Origin of the sequence: Caballeronia sp. NK8, from assembly GCF_018408855.1 — a bacterium.
GTDB lineage: Bacteria > Pseudomonadota > Gammaproteobacteria > Burkholderiales > Burkholderiaceae > Caballeronia.
This window is the reverse complement of sequence record NZ_AP024325.1, coordinates 793,466-815,240: the sequence shown is the minus strand read 5'-3', so window position 1 is coordinate 815,240 and position 21,775 is coordinate 793,466. Positions and strand designations below refer to the sequence as shown.

The window sequence follows — 21,775 nt, the reverse complement described above, 5'->3', positions numbered from 1 at the left end:
CTCGTGCCCGGCTTTCGTCGAGTGCCACGCCTCGAACGAAAATCCCCCGTTCTGAAACCGGGCTGAAGGTTCAACTCTGGTGCCAATTGAACAAAGCCCAGCTCGCGATACCTGTTGTTCCATCCTACTAATGGATTTCTAATTCACCACGAGCACTATCAAAACCAAGCGCAAGTGATTGGTGTTTTTTTAAATGTGCATTGGTGCATCGGCCTGATGTTTCAAATATGGCCGACATGTTTTGACCAGATTTAAAGATTAATCACACTGCGCGAGACTCAATTTCGTAGCAATCACTTGTCAGTGCCGACTTCCGGTCATTCGTAGCACTCAGAAATCGGAGTCTATTCGATCGATCTAAATCGCTAGAAAAACCATTCTCTGCGCGACTCGCAGACAAATTCGATGTCTTTTTTAAATGGACTGCAACCAGTTTGGGGAAGATCGTGTACATATTCAAGCATTCATCGAATTGTGAGTCTGCGCGGGCAGTGACATCGGCGCTTTCTGTAGAGAATGGCTGCGGGGCCAGGCGTCGGACGGTGGTTGCGTTGGCCGTGGCGTCGCTTGCTACGCTGCTGGTTCCGGTCGCGGCGCGCGCCCAGTGCAACAGCAGCGCCAACCCCGCGCTTCCTGCGGCGCCGGCGCAGACCAACTTCTCCAATCAGTCGTTTGGCGCAGCGCCGCTGCCCCAGTATTACCTGAACGCCTCGGGGCAAAGGGGATGCAAAGGCGCTGACGACGGCTCCTGGGACGGAAAGGGCCAGGATGGCTTCGCTGGCCAGTCGGGTGGTTCCTTTAACAGCGTCAACAGCGGAATTACGGTTAAGGGGGGCTTCGCGCCGACCTTCATCAGCCCGACGATGGGAGCGGGATGGTCCGTCAACGGTGGTGACGGTGGTGCCGGCGGACAGGGCGGGTATGACGACAATGGCTCCGCCCACACGGGAGACGGCGGAGCGGGTGGCCATGGCGGCACGGTCTCCGTGCAGTTCAGCGGCACGGTTGGTCCCGACTCGAAAGGTGTCCTTCCGGAAGTCGCACTCGACGTGGAAGCCAATGGTGGTACCGGCGGAGCGGGTGCCGTGTCCAACGCCCAAGGCAGACAGCCGCTCTATGGCGGCAACGGGGGAGCAGGGGGGCGGGGTGGTCAGGCAGCGCTCAACGCCTCCGGCAATATTCAGTTCTATGGCGTCGGCCTGCGAGCGTCCGCCCTCGGCGGGAGCGGCGGGGAAGGTGGCAACTCGCCCACTCCGGGTGATCTTCTCGTGGAAGGCCATGGAGGCAAGGGCGGCGATGGCGGCGCCGGAGGTATCGCGACACTTGCGTATCAGAACGGCAGTCTGACCGCCAGCACCCCTATAGGCCAGATCTTTCCGATGCAGGCTGATGCCGATGGCGGTAAGGGCGGCTACGCTGGTGGCGCGTTCGGTGGAAGCGGCAGTTTTGGCGGGACCGGCGGCAACGGAGGAAACGGCGGCACAGCCAGCGCGGAACTCGGCAGCGGCGGCCAGATCGTTTTCTCCGATCAGATGCAGCCGGTGGACAGTCGAAATCAGCCGGGCAGCGGCGTAACCGCCAAGGCGAATGGCGGAGCGGGCGGGGAAGGTGGCACTGCCATCGACGGCAACATCCGCAATGAGGGTGGTGCGGGCGGCAACGGTGGGAATGCGGGCAGCGCGAGCGCCACCGTCCTTGGCTCCATCGATTACACCGCGAATGTTCCGGCAGGGCAGTCTGCTGCCGGGTTGATCGGGGGCGAGGGGGTGCTGGTGCAGGCCAATGGAGGCGCCGGTGGTGTCGGTGACGGCGCCCAGGGCACTATCGTAGGTGAAGGCGGCAATGGTGGTAAGGCAGGCGCTGGCGGGAGCGCTTCGCTGGCCCTTGGAGACGCTACGAACACGGCGACAATCAAAACGAACGGCGCATATACGCATGGCGCCCTGGTGCAGAGTATCGGCGGCGGTGGGGGCAATGGCGGTAGTGTCAGCTTCGTGCTGTCCGGCACGGGCGGTGGCGGTGCCGCGGGCGGCGATGGCGGTGCGGTCACGGTGAACTCGGACCACGCCTTTGTCACGGCCGGCAGCACATCGGGCGAAGGTAGTATCCCGCTGATCGCACAGAGCATCGGCGGTGGCGGAGGAAGCGGCGGCGACGCCAGCGGAGTCGCCGTCGGTGCGGGTTTCGAGATCGGCGGCAACGGCGGCCAGGGCGGCAATGGCGGCGCGGTGAAACTCACGCTGGGCCAGAACAGCGTGTTTGGCAGCCTCGACCAAAGCGGTGGCGCGGGGATACTCGCGCAAAGCATCGGTGGCGCCGGCGGCAACGCCGGCAGCGCGACGTCGACCGGCGGGGGGCTGATCAACATGGTGATCGGCGGGGATGCCCGCGGCGGCGGCTCGGGCGGCCAGGTCACGGTCGACAACGGCGCACTCGTCACGACCTACGGCGACCACGCCGCCGGTATCAAGGCACAGTCCATTGGCGGCGGCGGCGGCAATGGCGGCAACGCCACCGCGTTCACTGTCGGCGGCCCTATGTCGAGCGCTGTTGCCATTGGCGGACAAGGCGGCAGCGGCGGTCAGGCGGGCGCAGTTTCGCTGACGAATACTGGGCAGATCTCGACCTATGGTTCGGATGCCGAAGGAGTCCTGCTGCAAAGCATCGGCGGTGGCGGCGGCTCCGGCGGCAGCGCCACGGCGCGTGCCGTTGCGCTTTCGCCCAGCCCCAATGTTCCCGCGATCAGCGTCAGTGTCGCGATCGGCGGCACGGGCGGGACCGGCAACACCGGCGGCGATGTCACGCTCAACAATTCCGGTCTGATCACCACAGCGGGCGATAGCGCGATCGGCGTGTCGGCGCAGTCCGTCGGCGGCGGCGGCGGCACCGGTGGCGACGCAACGGCCGCGTCCTATTCCGGGTCGGCCGCCAAGGGGGCTTCCCTTTCGGCCGCTGTCGCGATCGGCGGCAGCGGCGGTAGCGGTGGCACGGGAGGCGCCGTCAATCTGGCCAACTCGGGGCTGATCGCAACCCTGGGCCAGGACGCCTACGGGGTGCTCGCGCAGTCGGTCGGCGGGGGCGGCGGCAATGGCGGCGCGGGCGATGCGGCGGCAACGTCGTCTGACTCCAAAGCCAGCTTCAGCGCGACGATCGCAGTCGGTGGAACGGGGGGGACGGGCGGAACCGGCGGCAAGGTCGGCCTGACCAACGACGGTGCGATCGCGACGCGCGGCGATGGCGCGGACGCCGTGTTCGCGCAGAGCGTGGGCGGCGGTGGCGGCGCCGGCGGTGGTGGCGCCGCGGCCGCGGCCGCTGGCAAGCTGGCCATCTCCGTGGGTGTCGGCGGCAAGGGCGGTGTCGGCGGCGACGGCAATACCGTGACCGCGATCAACCATGGCAACATCGTCACCCGCGGCACGGCTTCGACCGGCATGTTCGCGCAAAGCGTCGGCGGCGGCGGTGGCAAGGGCGGCAAGGGTGGCGCGACCGCGGGCGGCGCCGGCGGCTTCGACACGATCTCCAATGCGCAGGCCATGTTCGGCATTCTGGGTCAGGGACTTGGCCTGAACCAGGATGTGCAGAACCTCGGCAACAATATTCTCCAGGTCGGCGTGCTCGGCGAGAAAATCAAGGCGACCTATACCGATCTGAAAGCGATCTTCGCGCAGCCGCAACCCGGGTCGAACCCGCTGGGCACCGCGAACCAGATCAGCGTCGGCGTGTCGGTCGGCGGCAGCGGCGGCGCGGGTGGTCAGGGCGGCGCGGTGAACGTCACCGACACCGGCGCGATCGGCACCTTCGGCGCGCAATCCCACGGCATCTTCGCGCAGAGCGTGGGCGGCGGAGGCGGCAGCGGCGGCGCGGCGAGTTCGGCCGGCAAGGCGAACAATGATTCGAAGGTGCAAACCGCGGTCGCCGTCGGCGGCAGCGGCGGCGCGGCCGGCTCGGGCGGCGCGGTGAGTGTCACGAAGGATACGAGCGGCACCATCCAGACTCAGGGCGTGGAAGCGTTCGGCATTTACGCCCAGAGCGTGGGCGGCGGGGGCGGCAACGGCGCGCTGGCGGGGGCCATCAGCGGTTCGCTGAAAAGCCTGTCCGTCGCCGTGGGCGGCAACGGAGGCGGGGCCGGCGACGGCGGCACGGTCAGCGTGAGCACGTCCGACACCAGCATGGATACCGGCATCCAGACGACAGGCAAACACAGCATCGGGGTCCTCGCACAGAGTGTCGGCGGCGGCGGCGGTGTCGTGACGACGATGAGCTCCGATGAGACGTTCGACCCCTCCAAAATCATCGTGAATCCTCAGGGACGGCTCGGCGACATCTACGGGATGCAACTGAGCTTTGGCGGTCAGAACCGCAGCTCCGGCAAGGGCGGCAAAGTCGATGTCGCGGTCAACGGCAACATCTATACCCAGGGGCTCGACGCGCACGGCGTGGTCGCCCAGTCGATCGGCGGCGGTGGCGGTCTCGTGGTCGGCGGCCAGGTCAATCTGCCCGCGGGCGGCACCGGCGGGGCGGGTGGCGCTGGCGGCGATGGCGGCCCCGTCGCGGTCAATGTCAAATACGGATTTATCGGAACTGACTCCGACGGCGCTTATGGCGTGATCGCGCAGTCGATCGGCGGCGGCGGCGGCTTCGCCGGCGATCCGTCGAAGGTGCAGTCGTACCAGTCCGGCACGGGCCTCGGCATCAAGGCGAACAGCGGCAACGGCGGCATGGTATCCGTTGGCGTCAACGGCGCGCTCATTTCGACAAGCGGCAGTTTTGCGCCGGCGATCTTCGCGCAGTCGGTCGGCGGTGGCGGCGGGGTCGAGGCCTATAACGTCGACGGCGGGGCTCAGCAGGTGCTGGCGCGTGGCACCGCAGGTGGTGCGGGCGCCGGCAACGCGGTGACGGTCGCGGTGACCAACGGCTCCATCGTCCGTGCGTTCGGCGCAGGTTCGGACGGTATCCTCGCGCAGAGTGACGGCAAGTCGTCGGGCCCGATTCAGATCTCGGTCGATGCCGGCTCGTCGGTAATGGGCGGTTCGGAGTCCGCCCTCAAGTCGCACGGGGCGGCAATCCACCTGCTCGGCGGCACCAACAATCAGATCACCAACGCCGGCACCATCACCACCACCTCCAACGGGCACTATGCGATCCTGGCGGAGAACGGCGCGGCGAACAATACCCATCTCACCAACACCGGCACCATCACCGGCAACATCAGTCTCGGACCCAGCGGCACCAGTGTCGTCAACAATCTGGCCGGCGGCGTGATCGCCACACCCGACGCGCTGAACGTCGGAGGCGGCACGGTGAACAACGCAGGCACGCTCAAAGTCGGCGGCGCCGGGTCGACCGGCAAGCCGGTGCTCACCGGCAATCTCGTGCAGGGACCGACTGGCGCGCTGAACGTCCAGATCGATCCGGCCAACAAACGTTCTGATGTGCTCGATGTTACCGGTACCGCCTCGCTTGCCGGCAAGGTGCAGGTCGAGCCGGTGAGCTATCTGAAGAGTACGAGCACCGTACTGGCGGCGGCCGGCGGAATCCAGCCCGATGCAACGCTCGCGGGCACCTCGACGCCGGTCTACCGCTTCACGCCAGTGATGCAGGGCAACACCGTCGCGATCAAGACCGATGCGGACTTCGTGGGCGCGAGCAAGGGTACTTCGGCCACACAGCAGAGCGTCGCAGCCAACCTTGACCGGCTGTGGAACAGTGCCGATCCCGCCTTTGCACCCATCTTCGGAGCCTTCGGTAACGTCGGCAGCGCGCAGGGCTATGCGCAGACGCTGACCGCCGTCTCCGGTCAGGAACTGCTCGGCATCGCTGCGGCGCGCTACCAGGCGAGCCAGGCGTTCGCGCGCTCCGTCTTCAGTTGCCCGGTATTCGCCGATGACGACACCACCGTGAGAAAGCAGGGCTCCTGCGTGTGGTTCCGCGCCTCGGGCATGTGGGAAAACCGCAGCGCCGACGCGTCCTTCCCGGGCTTCGGCTGGCAAGGTTCGACGATGAAGGTCGGCGGTCAGGTCGAACTGCAGCCCGGCTGGTTCCTCGGTGGTGCCATTGGCTACGAGACCGACCGCTTCACCGGCAACGACAACCTGACGAGCGCCAACGGCAATGCGCTTCTTGGCGTCGTCGCGCTGAAGCACGAGGTTGGGCCGTGGACTTTCACCGGTGCGGCGGACGCCAGCTACGGCTGGATGAACAGCTCGCGCGTCATCCCGGGCGCCAACGCGGTGGCGACCGCCTCGCCCGATTCGTACACGCTCGGACTGCACTTGCGCGCGGCCTACCAGATCCCGTTCGACCGCTTCTACCTGGAGCCGGCGCTCGACGCCGATCTGAACGACGTCAATCTCCCCGGCTACACGGAGAGCGGTGCGGGTGCACTGAACCTGAAGGTGAAGAGCGCGAACAGCGTCATTGCGACCGGCACACCGAATCTGCGGATCGGGACGCGTGCGCAGATCGGCTCAGCGACGGTCGACGCCTATGTCGGCGCCGGGGTCAGCTTCATTGCAGGCAATAGCTACACGACCGACGCGTCCTTTGCCGCTGCCCCGGGTTACGGCAGCTTCACCAATACGCTCAGCAATGCACACGTCGCAGGCAAGTTCTCCGCCGGGGTGGAGATGTATACGACCAAGCGCCTCGATGTGCGTCTGGAGTACGACGGGGTCGTTGCCGCGCACGAGGTTGAGAATGGCGGCCAGGTCCGGCTCAAGTACAGATTCTGACAACGTCGTGGGGACAGTGCATCCGTATGCCGGGCGTGGCCGATAGCATCGACGGGAAAATGCTTCGCCTGGTTCTCGCCCACAACGACTACGTCGGTTTGAAATCGTTGTCCCGAAAATCACCGGCAGCCCGCTCGCCAGCCGCGGCACTGAAATACACTGCTTCCAGCTCGGGCGACTGCGTGACTCCGCTCTTGCGGATGAGATCATAGACATATGCGCCGGGCACCGTCTCGGTCCTGGTCAGCGCGAGAGCGACATCGCACAGAATCGATTCATTTCGCGCGAGCAGGTCGAAGCAGCGCTCGTTCATCTCGTTCAATAGCGCGTTAGCCTGGTCGATCGCATTGTCGAGTTGCCGTGCGGCGCTCTCGCGCGGTAGCGCGGCGAGACTGAACAGATTGCCTTCGCGGCCGAAGCCGAGCCGCGACACCATCTCCAGACTGATGCGCGATGCTTCCTGCAAGTCTTGCGCCGCGCCGCTCGATGCCTCGCCGAACACCAGCAACTCCGCATTGCGTCCGCCGAGCAGCACCATCAGTTCCTTTTCCAGTTCGCTGCGGCGATACAGGTGTTTGTCCTGCGGCTTCGTAATGAGCGCCATGCCCAATGCCCCGCCGCGCGGCAGCACCGTCAATTCCTCCAGTACACCGGCACCCAGCAGCGCAGCGACGATGCCATGCCCCGCTTCATGTACGCCGACGCGACGCACTTCGTCCGCATCGAGCGCCTTCTCCGCACTACTCACGTCGCCAATGCGCGCGACTTTGACCGCCTCGCGCAGATGCTCCGCGCACACCATGCCCGCGCCTTGCTTGCGCGCGATCAATCCGGCCTGGTTGACTATCATCGACAGCGAGGCGGGCGACAAACCGACCGTCAGCCGCGCCAGTTGATTGCAGTCGATATCCGTCGAACACGACGGCAGCTTGCCCAGGTAATACTCGAATATTTTCACGCGATCCGATACGTCTGGCAGACGCACCGGCACGATGCGATCGAAGCGGCCCGGACGGCGGAGCGCTTCGTCGAGATTCTCGGGGAAGTTGGTCGCAGCGACGAGAAGCACACCTTCGTTCTGCTCGAAGCCATCCATCTCCGCGAGCAGTTGATTGATGATGCGGTTGCTTTCGGCGTCGGCGGAACCGGACGCGCCGCTGGTGCGTGCGGCGAGCCCGTCAGCTTCATCGATGAAGATCACCACCGGGCCATGCTTGCGCGCTGTCTTGAACAGATGCTTGACCTTCTGAATGCCGACGCCGTAGTACTTCGCGCTGAAAAAGCTCCCCGTGATCGCGATGAAGCTCGCGCCGCACTCACCCGCCAGCGCCTGCGCAAGCCGCGTTTTGCCGACCCCCGGGCCGCCAGTCATCAGCACGCCGCAGGGTGGACGGATGCCCAGCTTCGTGAACGACTTTGGATCGCGCAGATAGGCCTTGATGTCCTCGAGCGCGGCCTTTGCCTCGACCGCGCCGATCACGTCGTCGAAACGCGTGTTGGGCGGCTCGGTGATCAGCGTGGCGTCACCCTTCATCTCGCGGCGCACGTACCAGAGCATAAGGGCCAGCATCAGCACGTACACCAGCATGACGAACGAATCACGCAAGAAGGCGAGCAGCGGGCCTACGCCCGGCTGCGCGCCGATGGACACATTCGGAAGCCACGCGATCTGGTAGTCCGGCGCAGTTTCGCCCTTGATCGCATTGAGCAGCAACGACTGCGAGAACACCGCGAACCGGTCGCTGACGAAGTACCGCAGCCCGCTTTTTGTAGACACGAGGATGGCGTCGAGCGTCACGCCGATCGCGGCCACACGCTTCTCGCGGATATCCGTGAGCATGCGCGAAGCGTCGTTCTCCGTGCGTGCCCATTGCGACGGATCCTGCCGCATCTGATAAACGATGCTCGTCGCCTGAAGCGGATCGCGATGCTGGTCCGCCGTGCGATGCCGCAGCACGCCTGAGCCGATCGCGATCAGTACGGCGACGAACGCAACGACGGAGATGAGCAGTCGCCGTCGGCGACGCAGCCGAGTCCACAGTCCATTTTTTCCCGGTTTCATGGGGGTTCTTCCTCGTATCGCGTACGTGTGCGTCCCTCTCATGCGGAGACTTGCCTCTCATGCTCCGGCTCTTGCGCGTGCCATGTCTGCACGCTTTTTCTTAAGGAGGCAACGCGGGAGCGCAGGCTACGAATGTCGCACGCGCTGAAAGTCCGCGTCCGTACGAATGGCCGCTTTGGGACGGCGCGGTACGTGATTCGCTCTGTCCTGGTCCTCCTCACCTTGTTCGTTTCATGCGTCGCAGTGCAGCGTGAATCGCGCTTTGGCAGCTTCTATGATTCCGAGGGGCAAAGCGCCGACGTCAGGTCCGGGTTGCCTCACTTCAATGATGAGACAGCCGCTCGGAGGTTGACATGCCCAATGCGATAGACGTGGTGAAGAAAGCGTATTCCGCCTTTGCCGGTGGCGATGTGGCTGGCGTGTTGGCGTTGATTCCGGACGTAGTTGACTGGCGAGTCGTCGGACCGTCGAGCTTGCCTTACGCAACCACCTGTCGGACACGCGAGGAGGTTCAACGCTTTTTCAAGGACCTGCTCGATGCGGAAGAGATAACCCGATTTGAACCGCGCGAATTCATTGATGCTGGCGACCATATTGTCGTCATCGGCTTCGTCGCCGCTGTTGTCAAGGCGACGGGCAGACCGTTCGAGACAGAATGGGTGCACATCTTCACAGTCGAGGACGGTCGGGTGAGCCGATGGCTCGAATTTTTCGATACGGCTGCGCACGGCTAAATCAAATGCGGCGCGTCCGCTCGTCGCTATCGGATCTTGGTAGACTTTCTGCTCAATAGGTCGCGAGCCTTTAAATGCTGCCTTCGAGTCGACGCGAATTCTGCAGTCAATTGGATGCGGAGCGAGGCTTGAATAGCGGACGCCCAACCAAACTGATGGAATCGCGCAAAGCGCAAGCCTCGAGAAATGGACAACAGGACGCCCAGACTCTACGTGTTTTCCGGCGCGGGATTGTCCGCCGAAAGTGGTCTATCGACGTTCCGTACAGGGGACGGTATCTGGACTCGCAACAGTGTCGACGAGGTCTGCAATATCCACACATGGCGCAAGAACCGTCAGGCCGTCTTCCGGTTCTACAACGACCGCATTCGCGAGAAGCATGGTGCCGAGCCGAATGCCGCGCACAAGCTGCTCGCCAAGTGGCAGAACAAGTGGGGAGCCGAGCGCGTCCAGTTGCTGACTCAGAACGTCGATGACCTGCTCGAGAAAGCCGGCGCCACCTCCGTCATCCACCTCCACGGCGATTTGAACTCGTTGTTGTGCACCGCGTGCGATCTCGCGTTTCCGAAAGACGGGTTGTATTTCGACCCTGCGGCTGCCTGCCCGATTTGCGGAAACCACGAAGGCGTCAAGCCTGGAGTCGTATTCTTCGGAGAGGCGGCTCCTGCCTATCTCAATCTCCATCGAATCCGGGCAGAGATGCGCGCGTGCGACCTGTTTCTCGCCATCGGTAGCGCTTTCGAGGTCGTTCCCCCCGAGGCAATGCTCCCTTGGGACCGACAAAACGAGCATCCGAGAAACTTCCTCGTAGACCTGTCGCCAAACCGAAGCGAGATGTTCGGCGTCGTGGAGGCGCGGCCTGCGACAACCGGGCTGCAGCACCTCGAGGAACACATTGCGGGTCTCATGGAATAGCTTGGCGCTTCTGTCCAGAGGCGCTGGCAAATCCATGAAGGCTCTCGTTGAGGTAAAAATTTCATGCGCGCCTGCCGCCTGCTGCATTCCGGCACGAAAGAGGGCCACATAAGCCATTGATTTTTATGACAGAATGTAGGGAGGATAAAGCGGAGCGTGAAGTAAATATTGCGTATTCCGCTCTTTTTCAGCGTTTTTCTCTGTTAGGGTGAGTGATATGGGAAGTCTCAGCATCGGGCATTGGCTTATCGTTTTGGCGATCGTTGCGCTTATTTTCGGCACCAAGAAGTTGCGTAGTGTCGGTTCCGACTTGGGCGGTGCCGTCAAGGGTTTCAAGGAAGGCATGGGCGATGTCTCGACGTCGGACTCCAAGGTAACGTCGGTCCCGGATACCATCGATGTTCGAGCCAAGGATGTCACTGCACGTTAAACACGCAAGAGGGCCGCACTACCGGTGAGACGATTTCACGCTGGAGTTCGCGGCATGCGCCTCGCCACGTATTCCGAGCGCGCCCGCGCGCTGTTCATCGACTCGATCTGGTGGACGGTTATCCTTCTGTTCATCCCGTTAGGACCTTCTTCCGAAGAAATCCCACTGTCGCCTGATGCGCTCGCGGCGACTTTCGTCCTTTGGCTGATCGTGGCCCAGTGCATTCCACTGCTCATAACCGGTGTTTTATGGGTCGTGTGGGGCACGTCACCGGGAAAGCGCGTGGTGCGATTGCGGATCGTGGACGCTGACAGTCACGAGCCCATGACCCGCAGGCAAGCCGTCTTGCGCACGGTGGGCTATGTGCTCACGTTCGCCATGTGTGGAGCGGGCTTTCTCTGGGTACCATTCAATCCGCGCAAGCAAGCCCTCCATGACCGAATCGCAAATACTGTCGTCGTCGGTGAAGAAATAACCGCGACGCGACTGCGGAAATCGCCCTAGCGTCACACTTCGCTGCGCTTCAGGAGGTAGTCGAGACCGCCTACCCGGAACCATCGATAGCCGTAAGGCTCGAGCACGACCGTGTGCTGCCCCTTCACGTTGCCCTGGCTGTGGTCGTCGGAGAGCAGGTTCACGAGTACGTCGTTTTCGCCGGCGTTTGAGCCGACCCGGAACTTCACCGTGCACGCCGCCGCGCTGAAGTTGTGCACGCAGACCACCGAGTTGTTGCGTCAGTGGTAACGCAATGCGAGCACGTCATCGCGCGATGCCTTCAGAATCGCGAAATCGCCCCAGCTTATCTCAGGCACCTCCTTGCGCATGCGTATCATTCGCTCGATCCAGTTCAGCAGCGAGTTCGGGTCGCGGCGCTGGTACGCGACATTCACGCGTTCGAAGCCGTACGGTCCGCCGGAGATCACCGGACAAACGGGGCGATCATGCTTCGTGAAGCCAGCATGCGGCTCGGTGGACCATTGCATCGGCGTGCGTACGCTTTCGCGCTCGGGCAGGCGCAGGTCGTCGCCCATGCCGATTTCATCGCCGTAACGCACGACGGGCGTTCCCGGCAGCGTCAGCATCAGGCTGTACGCAAGCTCCAGCCGGCGACGGTCGCCATCGAGCATCGGCGCCAAGCGGCGGCGGATGCCGCGATCGTAGAGCTGCATGGCGGGGTCGGAGCCGAACGCCGCAAACACGGTTTCTCGCTGCTTGGGCGAAAGCCGGCCGAGGTCGAGTTCGTCATGATTTCTCAGGAATACGCCCCATTGCGCCGTAGCGGCGCGCGACTTCGTCGCCTCTAGCGCATTCTTGAGAGGAGCTACGTCCGCGCTCGCGAGCGCATAGAACGTGTTCTGATTGACCTGGAAGTTGAACATCATCTGCAATCGTTCGCCGGCGTCGCCGAAGTACTTCATGTCGGTGTCGGGCAGTACGTTCGCCTCCGCGAGAATGATCGCGTCGCCCTTGCGCCATTGCAGGAACTCGCGAAACGTGCGCAGCATGTCGTATTGTTCGACCGGTCTTTTCACCTGCGCGCCCTTGGTGGCGATGACAAAAGGCACTGCGTCCATGCGGAAGCCCGAGACGCCGAGCTGGATCCAGAAGCCCATGATCTTGAGCAACTCGGCCTGCACGAAAGGGTTGGCCGTGTTCAGGTCGGGCTGGAACTCGTAGAAGCGATGGAAGTACCACATGGCCGCTTCCTTGTCGTACGTCCATGTCGATTTTTGCACGCCGGGGAAGACCACCCCATCCTTGGCGTTGGCCGGCCGCTTCTTCGACCAGACATACCAGTCACGATATTTCGATTGGGGATCGCGCCGCGCTTCCTTGAACCACGGATGCTGGTCCGACGTGTGATTCACTACGAGATCGATCATCACGCGCAGGCCGCGCTGATGGCACGCGTGCGTGAACTCCGTGAAGTCGCCGAGCGAGCCGTAGCGTGGATCAACGTTGTAGTAGTCGGTGATGTCGTAGCCATTGTCGCGGCCGGGCGACGGTTGGAAGGGCATCAGCCAGATCGTGGTGATGCCGAGCCCCTGAAGATAGTCGAGCCGCCGCAGCAGGCCTCGAAAGTCACCGACGCCATCGCCGTTCGCGTCCATGAACGTGCCAACCGACAGGCAGTAGATGATCGCGTTTTTGTACCAGAGGTCGTTGACCATAGCCTCGGCTTACGAGCGCTTTCCGTGGATTAGACGGGCAAACCGAACGGTTCGCCCCTGCATCGCTTATTGCTTCTTCGCGGCATCGACCTTCGCTTCGCCGATCCGTGCTGCGCAAGAAGTGTTCCGGCCGCCTTCGCAGATTCGCGACCTCGCCGGTCAGCTCTCCGGGTCGTAGCCGAACTCGCGGAGTTCCTGCGAGCAGCGACAGGCGTTGGCGATCTTCGCGGCCCATTGGACGGCGGCTTCGCGCGACGGGAGTTCCAGGACACAGAAGCCGCCGCCAAACTCCCTGGTCTGCGGGTAGGTCTCGTTCGTGACGGTGCCGTCGGCGGCGACCATCAGCGGCGCGACGTCCTCGTTTACGCCACCGCCGAACACATAGACGCCGGCATCCTTCGCTTCTCTCATGACCGCGTGTGCCGCTTCGCCGACCGCAGCCATATCTTCGTCGGAGATGTCCATCGCCGAACTGGGGAAGGAGATAAGGTACTTCGGCATCGTCGGGTCCTCCGGATGAGTTTCGGGATTGCTCCCGGTGCTGTCGCCGCTCAGAGTGAGACGTCCTCAATCAAGGTCAATTGCAACGCGCGGATCCTTCGATCGACGAAATAGCCGCCGCCTTCGGTGTAGCGCAGATAGAGACGCCCGCACGACGAGCATTCCCACACGCCGCAGCGGTTGTACGGGAAATGACGCGGCGCGATGGGCGCTTCCGTGGACCAGTAGTTGACCTTCCCGGGCAGATATTCTGCAAAGGTCGGTTCCGGATCGTCTTCCGGTATCAGCGTGCCGATCTCGCGAAAGCGGGTTTCATCGAGGGAAAGCGGCTGGGATTGCCAGCCGTCGAGCGGCGTTTTCGTGCAGGCGCACGGACCGGGCGCGTGGGCTTCCGCGCGGCGTGCAAGGGCCAGGAGCGCTGCTGCGTTCAGATAGTCGGGCATGGCGGGTTGGGTCGAAAAGGCGAACACGCCATCATGCGCGCGCCCGCCACGGTTCGGCAAGGCGTCAGCCGTTCATCATGCGCTCGCGCTGCACGGCGACCCACGAACGGTCGAAGCGTCCTTCCGCGATCGATTGCAGCGCCGCCGCTTCCTTTGCCGCGGTTTTGCGCGCGCCTTCGATCACTGCTTCGACATCGGAGGGCGCGATGGCGAGCACGCCATCCTCGTCGCCGACGATGATGTCGCCCGGATGCACCACCATGCCGCCGACCGTCACCGGCACGTTGATCTCGCCCGGTCCGTTCTTGTACGGCCCGCGATGCGTGACGCCCCGCGCATACACAGGAAAATTCCGCTGACTCAGCGCGCCCACGTCGCGGATTGCGCCGTCGATCACGAGCCCCTGCACGCCGAGGCTTTCCGCGTAGCTCGCCATGATGTCGCCCATCAGCGCCTGGGTGAGTTCCCCTGCGCCGTCGATCACGAGCACGTCGCCCGGACGGCAGAAGTCGAACGCACGATGAATCGCGAGGTTGTCGCCGCCGCGCGTGCGCACCGTGACCGCGGTGCCCGCCATAGGCTTCGACCGATGAAACGGACGCAAGCCGGTCGTGCCGCTCACGCGCGCCATGTTGTCGCTCAAAAGCGAGACGGGGAGTTCGCGCAATGCGGCGAGCATCGCGGGGCTCGCCTGCGCCGACGATTCGTTTTCGCGCCATCCGATTGCGTTCATGTCGCCGCTCCTTCAGTGGATCGATGTCGTTCGAGTTGCGTGGACAGGCGCCCGTATACCGCACGCGCGTTGCCCTCGAAAATGAGCTCGCGGCCCGCGTCGCCGAGCCAGTCGATGGCGTCGATATAGCGGCGCGTGTCGTCGAAGTGATGACCCGTTTCGGGATCGACGCCCTGTACCGCGCCGATCGTCTCCGATGCGAACAGGATGTTCTTCGCCGGAATCACCTTGGCGAGCAGCTCCGCGCCCGGCTGGTGATAGACGCAGGTATCGAAGAAGACGTTGTTCAGCAGATGCTCGCTGAGCAGCGGCCGCTTCATGTCCTGCGCGAGTCCGCGATAGCGTCCCCAGTGATACGGCACCGCGCCGCCGCCGTGCGGAATGATGAACTTGAGCGTGGGGAAGTCGGCGAACAGGTCGCCTTGCAGCAACTGCATGAACGCCGACGTGTCGCCATTGATGTAATGCGCGCCGGTCGCATGGAAGTTCGGATTACACGACGACGACACGTGGATCATCGCGGGCACGTCGAGCTCGACCATCGCTTCGTAGAGCGGATACCACGAGCGGTCGGTGAGCGGCAGCCCGGACCAGTGGCCGCCCGACGGATCCGGATTCAGATTGCAGCCGATGAAGCCCAGCTCCTCCACGCAGCGCCGCAATTCGGCGATGCAGTTCTCCGGCGCGACGCCCGGCGCCTGCGGCAACTGGCAGACGCCTGCGAAATTGCGCGGATAGAGTTCGACGACGCGATGCACGAGGTCGTTGCATGCTTCCGACCAGACCGCGTTGGCTTCGGACGTTGCCAGATGATGGCCCATGCCGGCGGCGCGCGGCGAGAAGATCGTGAGGTCGGTGCCGCGTTCGCGCTGGATGCGCAACTGGCCGCCTTCAATGCTGGCACGAATCTCGTCGTCGGAAATGGCGGGGCGCGGCGGCGGCGAGACGCCGTCCCTGAGCGCCGCGATCTGCTGCGTGCGCCATGCCTCGTGCTGCGGCGGCGAGGTCGTGTAGTGACCGTGACAATCGATGATCATGCGTGAGTTCCGTATCGTTGTATGCGGGGTTCAGGTACGCGTGGCGGGATTCGCCGCGGGCAGCGAAGCGTCGTCACGGTCGGCGGGTTTCACGCGCATCACGAGCGCGATCACGGTCGCGACGACGAGAAACGCGGCGATGGTCAGCAGCGCGAGCTTGAAATTGCCGGTTGCGTTGCGCACCAGTCCGATGCTCCACGGCCCGACCAGTCCGCCAAACTGCGCGATCGTATTGATGAGCGCGATGGTCGCCGCGCCCGCAGCTCCCGTCCTGAACGACGAAGCGAGGCTCCAGAAGAGCGGATTGCCCGCGTAGATGAAGAGACCGGTCACGCACAGCAGCGCATAGGCGATGACCGGGTTCGGCGCATAGGCACTGCCTGCAATCGCCAGGGCGCTCATGCCGTAGACGAATGCCAGATGCTTCTTGCGGTCGCCGGTGCGGTCCGAACTGCGGCTGATGATGAATGTGCCCAGCACGCCCAAGAGCGGCGGAGCGGCCGAAAGAAAGCCCACTTCGATGTTGCTCAGATGGCCGAGACTCTTGACGATCTGCGGCAGCCACAAAAACAGCCCGTAGATGCCGACCAGCGCGCAGCCGAACAGGCACGCGAGACTCCACACGCGGACGTCGCCCGCCACGCGCAGAAGCGGATAGTGCGTGCTGCCGCCGACGGCTTCGCGTTCGGCCGCGAGCGTCGTTTCGAGCCATTGCTTTTCGTCGTCGGCGAGCCAGTCGGCGTCGGCGGGGCGCTCGGTCATGATGCGTAGTGTGAGCAGGCCGAGCAGCATCGCCGGAACGCCTTCGAGGATGAACATCCACTGCCATCCTTGCAGGCCGAGAATGCCATTGGCGTAAGTCATCAGCGCCGTGGAGATCGGACCGCCGAGCACCGCCGAAAACGATCCCGCGATGATGTAGCCGCCCACCGCCCGCGCCCGGTAGCGTTCCGGGAACCACTTCGTCAGATAAACCGCGACGCCCGGCAGGAAGCCCGCTTCCATCACGCCGAGCAGAAAGCGCAGCACGTAGAAACTCTTATCGTCGAACACGAAGGCCGTCGCGGCCGCCACCGCGCCCCACGTGAGCAGTATCCGCGCGATCCAGCGGCGCGCGCCCACGCGATGCAGCAGCAGGTTGCTCGGCACTTCGAGCACCATGTAGCCCACGAAGAAGATGCTGCCCGCGAAGCCGAACACGGCGGGCGAAAAGCCCAGAGCCTTGTTCATGTCGAGCGCCGCAAAGCCGATGTTGATGCGGTCGAGGTAATTGAAAAACATCATCGCGAAGAGCAGGGGCATGAGCCGCCCGTACACCTTTCGCATGGTTGTCGCTTCGTTGAATGGCGTCATGCCGTCTCCACGTACTTTTCATCGGATCGCGAGGGCTCTGCGGCCCTGCTTTACAAACGGCCTTCGCCGTCCGTCTGCTCACATCCGTTCTCGCATGCAGCGTGCCGGATTCAGAGCAGGAAAACCGATGATAAGAAGCGTGGCAGCGCGCGTCCAAGACGCGTTCCTTATGCTTCTATAAGGCTTTGCTTATAGTGCGGCGTCCGGGAGCGGCGGAGGAAGGCAGCCGAGAAAGGCGCGCAGATGAGCCGAGTCGTCGTCGGTGCGGAAGGTGGCGGCGAGCGTCGACCATTGGGACGCGCCAGGGCCCGTGAGCGGGCGGAACACGACATCCGCGCGTCCGTGCCGCGCCACCGATTCGCCGACGAAGGTCACGCCGAGTCCCGCCGCGACGAGCGCGATCGCGGTCTGGATTTCGTAAGCCTGATGCGCGACGAACGGCGTCACGCCCGCATCGCGATACAGGGACTGCACGGTGCGCTTGAACTGCGCGTTCTGATGCTTCGGATAGAGAATGACCGGCGTATCTTCGAGCTCGGCGATGTGCACCTTCTTCTTTCCCGCCAGCGGATGATCCGGCGAGAGCACGGCCGCGATATGCTCACGCAGCAGCGGATACGACGTGCAGCCGGCGATCAGGAGAGGCTGCCTTCCGATGCCTACGTGAATGCGCAGGTCGCGCAACGCATCGGTCTGCTCTTCGGTCAACATCTCGAAGAGCTTCAGTTCGACTTCCGGGTACGCGTGATGAAACGCCTTCAGCGCGGGCGGCAGGATGCTGTACATCGCGGAGCGCGTGAAGCCGATCGACAGCCAGCCGCGCCGCCCGACGCCGATCTCCTGCGCTCCCATGCTCGCCTGTTCCCACGAGCCGAGAATCTGACGCGCTTCGGTGCAGAGGTATTGGCCCGCTTCAGTGAGCCGCAGCGGCCGCCGCGCACGATCGACGAGCTGGGTGCCGAGCCGCTCTTCCAGCAGCCGGATCTGCTGGCTCAGCGCGGGTTGAGCGATATGCAAACGTTCAGCCGCGCGGCTGAAGTTCAGTTCTTCGGCAAGAATGACAAAGCACTGCAAGGATCTGAAATTCATGTCGACGTTCCCGGAATACGGTGACCAACTTTAAAGATCCTACGGTGACGCGCTGCTCGGGACACCGTTCGATACACCACGGTCAGTGGCAGTCTTCGAGAAGTTGTCGACTCCTTTGCCCGGCGCACAGAGCGAAGCTTGCATCGCGCGTAATCTGCCGGGAACGGCCGCTGTCCTGGCGGCACACCATAGCGGCTATCACGAGTCGTGATGGGCATCTTAAAGCCGATTCGACGGGGCGGCGCCTCGTATCGTTGGCGATTGCGTCCATGCCAGACAAACGGAAAAAATCCAAAGGGGTGCGTCGAGCGCCCCTCACCCGAACTCAGCTGCTGCCGATGAAGCCGACTGCGGCATGCGCGGTATCGCTGAGAAATCACCTGGCGCTGGTCACGATGCGGGCGGGACGTGGCAATGCTGATCTCGCGAGCGAACTTATCAAAACCCTATATTTAGCTTACTTCGTATGCGACAAGGAACGGCTCGAGCCGCCGATCGCAACCTATGTGGAGGCTGAAGCGGTCCTCAAGATATGCATTCAAGAGTCGGAAGCAGCTGATGAGTGGCGGATTGCAGAAGATCGGTGCGGCGCAATCGGGGCGGTTCTGTGTGCATATGACAGGCAGCTTTCCTCCGCGCCGCTCCACCGCGTTGAAGTAGCCACGGAACGACTCGATAGGATTCTAAGAGCAGGACACTTTCCGGATCTCAGGGCGATGCACGGAGCGTGCTAGCGAAGCTTCTTACCGGTCAATCATCTCAAGCATCATACCGCGCGCCCAGATCAGCAGCCGTGGCCCAGAAAGTAGGTCTCTGCTTGCTCTGCGAGCGACGATGCGTTCGATTGAGCGGGGACGCTCGCGAGATGTTCGCGCGCGCGGGCCAGGGCATCGAGAAAAGCGCGCAGTGTCTGCGTCATCGGCCGGTCGTCGAGGCGGCGCCGCTCGATCGCGCGCGTGATGCTGCGGCGGATCAGCCCCGTCTGAGCGTCGATATAGCCGATGCAATGCTGCGCAAGTGCCGGCGACATTCCGCCGATGACGAGCAACGCGGGCACGAGCGAAATGGTCCGGTATCCGTTCTCGGGAACCTGGGCCAGCGCGCGGCGGGGATCGGCAGCGAAGTCGCATAGGAGTGCATCGACGATCGTCCGGCCGCACCACTCGCGCTCCGTTGCAAGCGCGCGACGCCGGCGGTCCATCGCCGCTTTCGCGTCATTGGCGACGATGCCGCCGTTCGCGACCAGCGCCGGATCGCGCCGCTCGCCCGGCTCGATGCACTGCGCACCGAGCCAGCCCTCGCCGAACGAGCGCTGCGCCAGAACGACATGTTGCAGACGGTCGGGCACGAGCGGGTCGAGCGGCACGGCGATGCACTGATCCGGTTTGCCATCGGCATGCAGGCGGCAAAGTCCGTCGTCCGCGAGAGCGGGGCAGCGGCCGGGCGAAGCGTAGTCGATGGCCTGTGTCGTCACGCTGATGAAATCGCCATGCGCCCCGATGGGAAAGGTGTGTAGCCGGGCGAGCGCGTCACAGGCGCTCGCGTCCTCATCGCTCAGAAGGGTTTCATATGGGCCGATGCGCACACGCTGGCCCGCACGCATGCGCGGCGCCCGGCTGATCGCAATGGCGCCGATGAACACATCGCGATAGCGGAACAGTTCGCGTAACGACAGCGCGGGCGGGCTGTTACAGCACTTGCCGCACGTCGTGCATTCGAACGAAAACGCGTGTGGAAACTGGCTCACCATGGTCTGCGCACCGAATCCTGAAAGCGCGCGAGGATGAAGCGGGCGACGTCGTCGGAGTGACAGGCGCGCACGAGTTGCGCGACCCATGGCGCGTTCGCTTCGCTTGAACGCACTGTGAGCACGTGTTGCCAGGGCGAGCGGGCATCCTCGATGCCGATACTGTCGCGTCCCGGCATCAGGCCGGCGTGCGCGGCGTCGTCGGCGTTCATTGCGACGAAGCTTGCTGTGTCGAGCATCGCGTACAGCCGGGCGCGCGGCACACGACGGATGACGAGGCCGTAGCGGTTGCTCGTGATATCCGCGACGGTGGGCGAGAGTCCCGCACTGTCCTGCAGCGTGATGAACGTATAGTTCTGCAGCAAGATCAGCGCACGCGCGATGCCGGGCGCGTCGTCGGGTATGGCGATGGTCGCGCCGCGCGTGAGTTGGGCGAGCGATGCGAGCTTGCGCGAGTAGAGGGCCATCGGCAAGGTCACGGTTGCGGCGACGCTTCGAATCGCGTAGCCGTCGCGCCTGCGCCGCGCGTCGAGGCTTGCTTCGTCCTCGAAGCTGGCCGCGTCGATCGAGCCGCCCGCCAGCGCGGCGTCGATGTGCAATGGGTTATCGAAGACGACGATATCGAGTGGCTGTCCTTGTTTCGCCGCGACATCGCGCACCTGCGCCATGATCTGCGCTTCTTCGCCCGCCGTCACGCCGATACGGACAGCGCGCGGCGCCGCATCGACGAACGTGCAGCACACGGCGACGAGCGCGCCTACGAGAGTTGCGCCCAGACGCATCACCCATCCCTCGACACGGTGCGAAAGCCGATATGCGATGCCGGCAGATCCGCTTCCTGCTGCTCGCGCGACGACGCCCGGTAGCGCACGCAGTAATCGCGTGAGCACAGGAACGAGCCGCCCTTGATGACCATCGCCGTATCGTGCCGGCGGGTGGCGGGCGCGACCGCTGCAGTGTCGCCGTTCGCATGCGGCTGGCGCGCTCCGGTGTACGGATCGCGGGTCCATTCCCAGGCATTGCCGATCATGTCGTAGAGCCTGAAGTCATTGGCTGCGTAACACCCGACCGGCGAGAGCCCCGCGTGACCGTCCTCGGCTGAATCGAGCACGGGAAACACGCCTTGCCAGTAATTCGCCGATGGCTTGCCGTGCGGATCGCGCGGGGCGGCGTCGAGTTCGGCGCCTTCGTGACCGGCCTTGCCCGCGTATTCCCACTCGGCTTCCGTCGGCAGGTCACGTCCGAGCCAGTGGGCGTAGGCGAGGGCGTCGGCGAGCGTGACCATCGTGACGGGCTGGTTCTCGCGACCCTTCCATGTGCTCGACGGACCTTGCGGATGATTCCATGACGCACCCTTCACCCACGACCACCAAGCGAGATCACGTGCGTTCATTTCTTCGCGCGTGGGCACATGAAAGACGACCGCGCCGCCCTGGCGTTCGGCTTCGGTCACATAGCCGGTCGCATCGACGAAGGCGGCAAACTGCGCATTCGTGACATCGGTCTGGTCGATCCAGAAGCCTCCGACTCTTGTTCTCCCGTCGCCGGCGGGACTTTCATCCTCATAACCGAGCTTGCTGCCGAACACGAACTCGCCGCCGCTCAGATGCACCATGCCCGCGTGCGAATCGTCACGCCAGTGCGCGGGCAGGCCGGTGTAGCGCTCGCATTGCTGCTCGGAGCCGAGCGGGGCGAGCGCGCGCGTCAGATTGCGCGGATCGAAACCGCGATCGGCGTTCACGGCGAGCGCCGCGCCAAAGCCTCCCGCGAACAGTAAGCCGATGACGAGCGCCGCGCCGCCGATAGTCTGCCAGTGCCGTTTCATGCCG

Annotated in this window: 16 protein-coding genes and 1 pseudogene; 6 read left to right on the top strand and 11 right to left on the bottom strand. The window is 63.9% G+C overall.

Annotated elements, in window-relative coordinates; genetic code table 11:
• Positions 1–542 precede the first annotated feature (542 nt).
• Positions 543–6,731, top strand: a complete 6,189-nt coding sequence (locus tag NK8_RS29060; protein WP_225936539.1) for an autotransporter outer membrane beta-barrel domain-containing protein — start codon at positions 543–545, stop codon at positions 6,729–6,731.
• Positions 6,732–6,819: 88 nt separating this feature from the next.
• Here the strand turns inward: NK8_RS29060 and NK8_RS29055 are convergent, their stop codons facing one another.
• Positions 6,820–8,793: an AAA family ATPase gene (locus NK8_RS29055; RefSeq protein WP_213233186.1), complete on the bottom strand. Its 1,974-nt coding sequence runs from the start codon at positions 8,791–8,793 to the stop codon at positions 6,820–6,822.
• A 353-nt stretch (positions 8,794–9,146) separates the two neighbouring features.
• Here NK8_RS29055 and NK8_RS29050 point away from each other — a divergent pair, with 353 nt between their 5' ends.
• The 4 genes from NK8_RS29050 to NK8_RS29035 all read left to right on the top strand — a co-directional run bounded on the left by NK8_RS29050 (position 9,147) and on the right by NK8_RS29035 (position 11,376).
• Positions 9,147–9,527, top strand: coding sequence for a nuclear transport factor 2 family protein (locus tag NK8_RS29050; RefSeq protein WP_213233185.1), 381 nt, complete (start codon positions 9,147–9,149; stop codon positions 9,525–9,527).
• A 186-nt stretch (positions 9,528–9,713) separates the two neighbouring features.
• A complete protein-coding gene (locus tag NK8_RS29045) occupies positions 9,714–10,442 on the top strand; it encodes a Sir2 family NAD-dependent protein deacetylase (RefSeq protein ID WP_213233184.1) in 729 nt (242 codons plus the stop codon).
• A 217-nt stretch (positions 10,443–10,659) separates the two neighbouring features.
• Positions 10,660–10,872 (top strand): Sec-independent protein translocase subunit TatA, encoded by a 213-nt coding sequence (gene tatA, locus NK8_RS29040; RefSeq protein ID WP_213233183.1) that lies wholly within the window; start codon positions 10,660–10,662, stop codon positions 10,870–10,872.
• A 54-nt stretch (positions 10,873–10,926) separates the two neighbouring features.
• The gene (locus tag NK8_RS29035; RefSeq protein ID WP_213233182.1) at positions 10,927–11,376 is read left to right on the top strand and encodes an RDD family protein; all 450 of its coding nucleotides are present in this window, start codon (positions 10,927–10,929) and stop codon (positions 11,374–11,376) included.
• A gap of 2 nt (positions 11,377–11,378) precedes the next feature.
• On the opposite strand, the pseudogene NK8_RS29030 reads toward NK8_RS29035, so the two are convergent.
• From NK8_RS29030 to NK8_RS29000, 7 genes and pseudogenes are all read right to left on the bottom strand, one after another.
• A pseudogene (locus NK8_RS29030) lies at positions 11,379–13,043 on the bottom strand (alpha-amylase family protein).
• 159 nt (positions 13,044–13,202) lie between these two features.
• Positions 13,203–13,544: a YciI family protein gene (locus tag NK8_RS29025; protein ID WP_213233181.1), complete on the bottom strand. Its 342-nt coding sequence runs from the start codon at positions 13,542–13,544 to the stop codon at positions 13,203–13,205.
• 50 nt (positions 13,545–13,594) lie between these two features.
• Positions 13,595–13,987, bottom strand: a complete 393-nt coding sequence (locus tag NK8_RS29020; RefSeq protein ID WP_213233180.1) for a hypothetical protein — start codon at positions 13,985–13,987, stop codon at positions 13,595–13,597.
• A 64-nt stretch (positions 13,988–14,051) separates the two neighbouring features.
• Positions 14,052–14,720, bottom strand: coding sequence for an RraA family protein (locus NK8_RS29015; protein ID WP_213233179.1), 669 nt, complete (start codon positions 14,718–14,720; stop codon positions 14,052–14,054).
• Positions 14,717–15,757 (bottom strand): amidohydrolase family protein, encoded by a 1,041-nt coding sequence (locus NK8_RS29010; protein ID WP_213233178.1) that lies wholly within the window; start codon positions 15,755–15,757, stop codon positions 14,717–14,719. The genes NK8_RS29015 and NK8_RS29010 overlap by 4 nt, the downstream gene beginning before the upstream one ends.
• A 30-nt stretch (positions 15,758–15,787) precedes the next feature.
• On the bottom strand, positions 15,788–17,110 hold the full coding sequence (locus tag NK8_RS29005; protein ID WP_213233177.1) for an MFS transporter: 1,323 nt from the start codon (positions 17,108–17,110) through the stop codon (positions 15,788–15,790).
• Positions 17,111–17,299: 189 nt separating this feature from the next.
• Positions 17,300–18,199 (bottom strand): LysR family transcriptional regulator, encoded by a 900-nt coding sequence (locus tag NK8_RS29000; RefSeq protein ID WP_213233176.1) that lies wholly within the window; start codon positions 18,197–18,199, stop codon positions 17,300–17,302.
• A gap of 269 nt (positions 18,200–18,468) precedes the next feature.
• Between NK8_RS29000 and NK8_RS28995 the strand changes: the two genes are divergently transcribed.
• Positions 18,469–18,933: a hypothetical protein gene (locus tag NK8_RS28995; RefSeq protein WP_213233175.1), complete on the top strand. Its 465-nt coding sequence runs from the start codon at positions 18,469–18,471 to the stop codon at positions 18,931–18,933.
• Positions 18,934–18,983: 50 nt separating this feature from the next.
• Here NK8_RS28995 and NK8_RS28990 read toward each other — a convergent pair whose 3' ends face one another.
• The 3 genes from NK8_RS28990 to NK8_RS28980 are packed head-to-tail and all read right to left on the bottom strand — an operon-like array spanning position 18,984 to position 21,771.
• Positions 18,984–19,946: a hypothetical protein gene (locus NK8_RS28990; protein ID WP_225936506.1), complete on the bottom strand. Its 963-nt coding sequence runs from the start codon at positions 19,944–19,946 to the stop codon at positions 18,984–18,986.
• The gene (locus tag NK8_RS28985) at positions 19,943–20,728 is read right to left on the bottom strand and encodes a MetQ/NlpA family ABC transporter substrate-binding protein (RefSeq protein WP_213233239.1); all 786 of its coding nucleotides are present in this window, start codon (positions 20,726–20,728) and stop codon (positions 19,943–19,945) included. Before NK8_RS28985 ends, NK8_RS28990 begins: the two co-directional genes overlap by 4 nt.
• Positions 20,728–21,771 (bottom strand): formylglycine-generating enzyme family protein, encoded by a 1,044-nt coding sequence (locus NK8_RS28980; RefSeq protein WP_213233173.1) that lies wholly within the window; start codon positions 21,769–21,771, stop codon positions 20,728–20,730. Before NK8_RS28980 ends, NK8_RS28985 begins: the two co-directional genes overlap by 1 nt.
• Positions 21,772–21,775 lie beyond the last annotated feature (4 nt).

What these genes read in the sequence shown, in the direction of transcription:
- tatA (WP_213233183.1), top strand. Translation starts at nt 10,660, where the DNA reads ATGGGAAGTCTCAGCATCGGGCATTGGCTTATCGTTTTGGCGATCGTT.
- NK8_RS29055 (WP_213233186.1), bottom strand. Translation starts at nt 8,793, where the DNA reads ATGAAACCGGGAAAAAATGGACTGTGGACTCGGCTGCGTCGCCGACGG.
- NK8_RS29000 (WP_213233176.1), bottom strand. Translation starts at nt 18,199, where the DNA reads ATGAATTTCAGATCCTTGCAGTGCTTTGTCATTCTTGCCGAAGAACTG.
- NK8_RS29015 (WP_213233179.1), bottom strand. Translation starts at nt 14,720, where the DNA reads ATGAACGCAATCGGATGGCGCGAAAACGAATCGTCGGCGCAGGCGAGC.
- NK8_RS29045 (WP_213233184.1), top strand. Translation starts at nt 9,714, where the DNA reads ATGGACAACAGGACGCCCAGACTCTACGTGTTTTCCGGCGCGGGATTG.
- NK8_RS29005 (WP_213233177.1), bottom strand. Translation starts at nt 17,110, where the DNA reads ATGACGCCATTCAACGAAGCGACAACCATGCGAAAGGTGTACGGGCGG.
- NK8_RS28985 (WP_213233239.1), bottom strand. Translation starts at nt 20,728, where the DNA reads ATGCGTCTGGGCGCAACTCTCGTAGGCGCGCTCGTCGCCGTGTGCTGC.
- NK8_RS29010 (WP_213233178.1), bottom strand. Translation starts at nt 15,757, where the DNA reads ATGATCATCGATTGTCACGGTCACTACACGACCTCGCCGCCGCAGCAC.
- NK8_RS29020 (WP_213233180.1), bottom strand. Translation starts at nt 13,987, where the DNA reads ATGCCCGACTATCTGAACGCAGCAGCGCTCCTGGCCCTTGCACGCCGC.
- NK8_RS29035 (WP_213233182.1), top strand. Translation starts at nt 10,927, where the DNA reads ATGCGCCTCGCCACGTATTCCGAGCGCGCCCGCGCGCTGTTCATCGAC.
- NK8_RS29050 (WP_213233185.1), top strand. Translation starts at nt 9,147, where the DNA reads ATGCCCAATGCGATAGACGTGGTGAAGAAAGCGTATTCCGCCTTTGCC.
- NK8_RS29025 (WP_213233181.1), bottom strand. Translation starts at nt 13,544, where the DNA reads ATGCCGAAGTACCTTATCTCCTTCCCCAGTTCGGCGATGGACATCTCC.
- NK8_RS28980 (WP_213233173.1), bottom strand. Translation starts at nt 21,771, where the DNA reads ATGAAACGGCACTGGCAGACTATCGGCGGCGCGGCGCTCGTCATCGGC.
- NK8_RS28995 (WP_213233175.1), top strand. Translation starts at nt 18,469, where the DNA reads ATGCCAGACAAACGGAAAAAATCCAAAGGGGTGCGTCGAGCGCCCCTC.